Origin of the sequence: Pseudomonas sp. R62, from assembly GCF_000257605.1 — a bacterium.
GTDB classification, from domain to species: Bacteria; Pseudomonadota; Gammaproteobacteria; order Pseudomonadales; family Pseudomonadaceae; genus Aquipseudomonas; species Aquipseudomonas atacamensis.
Map to the genome: position 1 here is coordinate 2,222,913 of NZ_JH635999.1, position 5,302 is coordinate 2,228,214.

Genomic DNA, 5,302 nt, shown 5'->3' on the forward strand with positions numbered 1-5,302 from the left:
AGCGACCGTCTGGCGCAGCCAGAGACAGCGGAAGGAGGTGCAGCGAAGCAAACCGTAGCCGCTGCGCCCGGATCGATCCCGCAGCGAAGGAACCCGAGCCTGCGAGGGCCGAACGTAGGAGCAAGCGTTTTTTTGCTTACTTTTTTTAGGCGTTTGTAAAAAAAGTGAGTCGCCGTAAGGGCGAAACCGCCAGCCGCAACACCGCAAAAAACGGATATTCACCCAAAACCCAACAGCATGGCCGGCCCAAAGGCCGCCACGCCCAAAAAACAAAAAAGCCCCGACCATCAGGCCGGGGCTCCTTCAAACGTCAGTCAAAAGATCAGAACCGCTCGATCTCCGCCTCAGCTTCCAACTGCTTGCGATACGCCGCAAAGTCCTGCTGCCCTTCACGGGAAGCCAGGAAGCGACGATATTGCGCCTTCTCTTCATCAGTAGGCGCGGCAGCTTCGTTAACACCGTTGAGTCGCACAACCATCAGACTGCCATCCGGCAAGGTAACGCTGGAGAAGGTCGGCTTGTCTTTGGCAGCCGGCTTCGGCATCCGGAACAGTGCCTGCAGCACAGCCGGATCAACCCCTTCCTGACCACGGGTGGCCGCTTCGGTGATCTTCCAGTTCTGACCGTCAATGGCCTTGTCCAGCGGCGCCTTGCCATCGCGCAGATCAGCGATCAGCTTCTCGGCACGGGTCTTGGCCTCGGCACTGGCGTGCTCCTTGGTCAGCTGAGTGCGGATCGCCGCGCTCACGCTTTCCAGCGGCAGTTGCGCAGGCTTCAGATGCTCCTTGGCGCGCAGCACGATCACGGTTTCCGGATCCAGTTCGATGGCAGTGCTGTTGGCACCTTCATCAATCACTTCCGGACTGAACGCGGCAGTGACCACGGCACGGTTGGCGGCAACTCCTTCGCCACCTTCACGGCCGAACGGCTTGGAAGTATGCACGGTCAGTTTCAGATCCGCTGCTGGCTGCGCCAGGTCAGAGGCTTCGAACGCCGAGTCTTCCAGTTGCTTGGTCGCCTCAACAAAACGCTGCTCGACCTGAGCCGCTTTCAGCTCGCGGGTCAGCTTGTCTTTCAGGCTGGCCAAGGTTGGCACTTCAGGCGCTTCCACGCCCAACAGCTTGATCAGGTGATAACCGAAGTCGGTACGAATCGGCTCGGACACCTGGTCTTTCGACAGCGAGTACAGAGCCTTTTCGAAGGCCGGATCGTAAACGCCAGGACCGGCATAACCAAGGTCACCACCATTGTTGGCGGAACCCGGGTCCTGCGAGAACTCCTTGGCCAGCGCTTCGAACTTCTCGCCCTTGGCCAGACGCTCCTGGACTTCGTCGATCTTCGCCTTGGCCTGCGCTTCGGTAGTCTTGTCGTTCACTTCGATGAGGATGTGCGCGGCACGACGCTGTTCCGCCAGGTTGGCGATCTCTTTCTGATACGCCGCCTCAAGATCTTCATCCTTGACTGCGACCTGATCAAAGAACGACGACTTCTTCAGCTCGACGTAATCGATGATCACCTGGTCCGGCGTCATGAATTCCTTGGCGTGTTCGTCGTAGTAAGCCTTGACCTCGTCATCGGTCAGCTTGACCGCAGCCGGGTCGGCCTTGACGTTCAGAGTGGCGAAATCACGGGTCTGTTTTTCCAGACGGGCGAATGCCAGCACTTCGGCGTCGGTGACGAAACCGCTGCCGGCAACGCCAGCGCGCAATTGGCCAATGAGCATTTCCTGAGCCAGCATCTGGCGGAACTGCATGCGGCTGTAGCCCAGTTGACGGATCACCTGGTCGAAACGCTCGGAGCTGAACTTGCCATCGACCTGGAATTCAGGCGTCTGCAGGATCACTTGATCCAGCGCGGCTTCGGAGAACGAGAACTTCGCCTGTTCGGCGCCTTGCAGCAGCAACTTGCGGTCGATCAGGCCTTTGAGCGCCGATTCGCGCAGCATCTTTTCGTCGAGCAAGGAAGCATCGAAGTCCTTGCCCAGCTGTTGCATCAGCTGACGGCGTTGCATATCAACGGCCTGGCTCAGCTCGTTCTGGCTGATTTCGTCACCATTGACCTTGGCCGCCTCGTTCTTGTGAGTCGTGGCCTGGAAAATGGCATCGAAACCGGTCAGGGCCATCAGTGCAACGATGACCCCGATAATGGTCTTGGCAATCCAGCCTTGTGAATTGTCCCTGATATTCTGCAGCATGCGTCCCCCAGAAACGGTTGAACTTCAATTTAGGCAACCGTGGAGCGTGGGTAGAATCCGGATAGAAGAAAGGCGCATCCGAGGATGCGCCTTCTCGTAACTGGCGGAGCGGACAGGGCTCGAACCCTCGATCCCGGCGTTACAGGTGGCTCTTTCAGCCACCTGCTCTACCGCTCCGCTGCCAAGTCAGGCTTGACCCCGACCCGGATGGGTAAAAACCTGGAAACTCAGTTAACAGCTTCTTTCAGCGCTTTACCGGCTTTGAAACCTGGCTTCTTGGCAGCCGGGATTTCCAGAGACTTGCCGGTTTGCGGGTTGCGACCGGTACGAGCCGGACGGTCAGTCACGGAGAAAGTACCGAAACCAACCAGAACAACGGAGTCGCCAGCCTTCAGAGCGCCAGTGACGGATTCGATTACAGCGTCCAGCGCACGGCCAGCAGCAGCTTTCGGGATATCAGCGGATGCAGCGATAGCATCAATCAGTTCCGACTTGTTCACTCTAAGTCCCCTTATATCTATTTTGAGATGTTTCTAAGTTTTTTGGTGAAAGCAAAAACGAGTGCTGAATGGCCTACAGACACTTAAGAGCCGCTTTATAACAAGGGCTCTAAAATGCTGTCAAGGAAAGCCCCCCAGGCTAAAACGTATTAATGCGTGCTAATTCTTTCCTTGGCATCAGACTCGCGTTTTTCGTCCTTGGCAACTATCTCCGGAGCCACATCCGGCAAGGGCTCCGGCGCGTATTGCAGCGCAATTTGCAGGACCTCGTCAATCCATTTAACCGGTTTGATCTGCAGATCCTGCTTGATATTGTCAGGAATCTCCTTCAGATCGCGGACGTTTTCTTCCGGAATAATCACAATCTTGATTCCGCCGCGATGTGCCGCCAGCAGTTTTTCTTTCAAACCGCCAATTGCCAACACCTGACCACGCAAAGTGATCTCACCGGTCATGGCGACATCGGCGCGCACCGGAATGCCGGTCAATGCCGAGACCAGCGCGGTGCACATGCCCACGCCAGCGCTAGGGCCGTCTTTCGGCGTAGCACCTTCCGGCATGTGAATATGGGTGTCGCGCTTCTCGTGGAAGTCCAGCGGGATGCCCAGGCTCTTGGCGCGGCTGCGCACAACGGTCTGTGCGGCAGTGATCGATTCGACCATCACATCACCGAGCGAACCGGTCTTGATCAGTTGCCCTTTACCCGGAATCACTGCGGCTTCGATGGTCAGCAATTCGCCGCCAACCTGAGTCCACGCCAGGCCAGTCACCTGCCCCACCTGATCCTGCTGCTCGGCCAGGCCGTAGCGGAACTTGCGCACGCCGAGGAAATGCTCGAGCAGATCAGCTGTCACTTTTACCGAGAAGCGTTTTTCCAGCGCATGCTCTTTCACTGCCTTGCGGCAGACCTTGGCGATCTGCCGCTCGAGGCCCCGCACGCCCGCTTCACGGGTGTAATAACGGATGATGTCGCGGATGGCTTCCTCGTCGAACTCCAGCTCGCCCTTCTTCAGACCATTGGCGGCGATCTGTTTCGGCGAGAGGTATTTCACGGCGATGTTGATCTTCTCGTCTTCGGTGTAACCCGGCAGACGGATGACTTCCATCCGGTCCAGCAGCGCTGGCGGGATGTTCATCGAGTTCGAGGTGCACAGGAACATCACATCAGAGAGGTCGTAATCGACTTCCAGATAGTGATCATTGAAGTTGTGGTTTTGCTCGGGATCAAGCACTTCCAGCAACGCCGACGCCGGGTCGCCACGCATGTCGCTGCCCATCTTGTCGATTTCATCGAGCAGGAACAGCGGGTTGCGTACGCCCACTTTTGTCATCTTTTGAATCAATCTTCCCGGCATCGAACCGATGTAGGTCCGGCGGTGACCACGAATTTCCGCTTCGTCACGCACGCCGCCCAAGGCCATACGTACGAATTTACGGTTGGTGGCATGGGCAATCGATTCCGCCAGCGAGGTTTTACCCACGCCTGGTGGACCGACCAGGCACAACACCGGGCCACGGATTTTCTTCACGCGCTTCTGCACGGCGAGGTATTCAAGGATGCGCTCCTTGACCTCTTCGAGGCCGTAGTGATCGGCGTCGAGAATGTCTTCTGCACGGGCCAGATCGAGGCGTACTTTGCTTTGCGCCTTCCACGGCACTTGCACCAGCCAGTCGATGTACGAGCGCACCACGGTGGCCTCAGCCGACATCGGCGACATCTGCTTGAGCTTGTTCAGCTCGGCAGTCGCCTTTGCCAGCGCGTCTTTCGGCAGGCCGGCAGCATCGATGCGCTTTTTCAGCTCTTCGATTTCGTTGTGGCCTTCGTCGCCGTCACCGAGTTCTTTCTGAATGGCCTTCATCTGCTCATTCAGGTAGTACTCGCGCTGACTGCGCTCCATTTGCTTTTTGACGCGACCGCGAATGCGTTTTTCAACCTGCAGCAGGTCGATTTCGGCATCCAGCAGCGCCAGCACGTGTTCGACACGGGCCGACAGATCGATGATCTCGAGGATTTCCTGCTTCTGCTCGATTTTCAGCGCCATGTGCGCGGCCATGGTGTCGACCAGACGACCCGGCTCATCGATGCTGTTGAGCGACGACAGGACTTCAGCCGGAACCTTCTTGCCCAGCTGGACGTATTGTTCGAACTGCGACAGCAGTGTGCGCACGAAGACTTCCGACTCGCGCTCGGCGGCGTCGACTTCTTCGATCAGAGACACTTCGGCGCGGCAGTGGCCATCGACTTCGCTGAAGCGCTCGACAGTACCACGCTGCTCGCCTTCGACCAGAACCTTGACGGTGCCGTCAGGCAGCTTCAGCAGTTGCAGAACCGTGGCAATTGTACCTACGCGATAGAGAGCGTCTTCACCGGGATCATCGTCAGCCGGGTTTCGCTGGGCCAGCAGCAGAATCTGCTTGTCACCCGTCATCGCTGCCTCGAGGGCTTCGATGGATTTCTCGCGCCCCACGAACAGCGGGATAACCATGTGCGGATAAACCACGACATCACGCAATGGCAGGAGAGGCAATTCGATGGTTGTCTTCATGATTTCGCCTCTACGGCGGCCGTATGGCCGTAATCAGATGGAATTAAGCTTGAAACCAAGAT

Annotated in this window: 3 protein-coding genes; all 3 read right to left on the bottom strand. The window is 57.5% G+C overall.

Annotated elements, in window-relative coordinates:
* Positions 1–322: 322 nt before the first annotated feature.
* The 3 genes from OQK_RS27765 to lon all read right to left on the bottom strand — a co-directional run bounded on the left by OQK_RS27765 (position 323) and on the right by lon (position 5,240).
* Positions 323–2,194, bottom strand: a complete 1,872-nt coding sequence (locus tag OQK_RS27765; RefSeq protein WP_016775332.1) for a SurA N-terminal domain-containing protein — start codon at positions 2,192–2,194, stop codon at positions 323–325.
* A gap of 227 nt (positions 2,195–2,421) precedes the next feature.
* Positions 2,422–2,694 carry an HU family DNA-binding protein gene (locus OQK_RS27770; RefSeq protein ID WP_016775333.1) on the bottom strand — a complete coding sequence of 91 codons (273 nt, stop codon included), beginning with the start codon at positions 2,692–2,694 and terminating at the stop codon, positions 2,422–2,424.
* A 149-nt stretch (positions 2,695–2,843) separates the two neighbouring features.
* Entirely contained in the window at positions 2,844–5,240 is a 2,397-nt protein-coding gene (lon, locus tag OQK_RS27775; protein WP_016775334.1) for an endopeptidase La, read from the bottom strand.
* Positions 5,241–5,302 lie beyond the last annotated feature (62 nt).

Coding starts and splice junctions, on each gene's coding strand:
- OQK_RS27765 (WP_016775332.1), bottom strand. CDS start 2,194: ATGCTGCAGAATATCAGGGACAATTCACAAGGCTGGATTGCCAAGACC.
- lon (WP_016775334.1), bottom strand. CDS start 5,240: ATGAAGACAACCATCGAATTGCCTCTCCTGCCATTGCGTGATGTCGTG.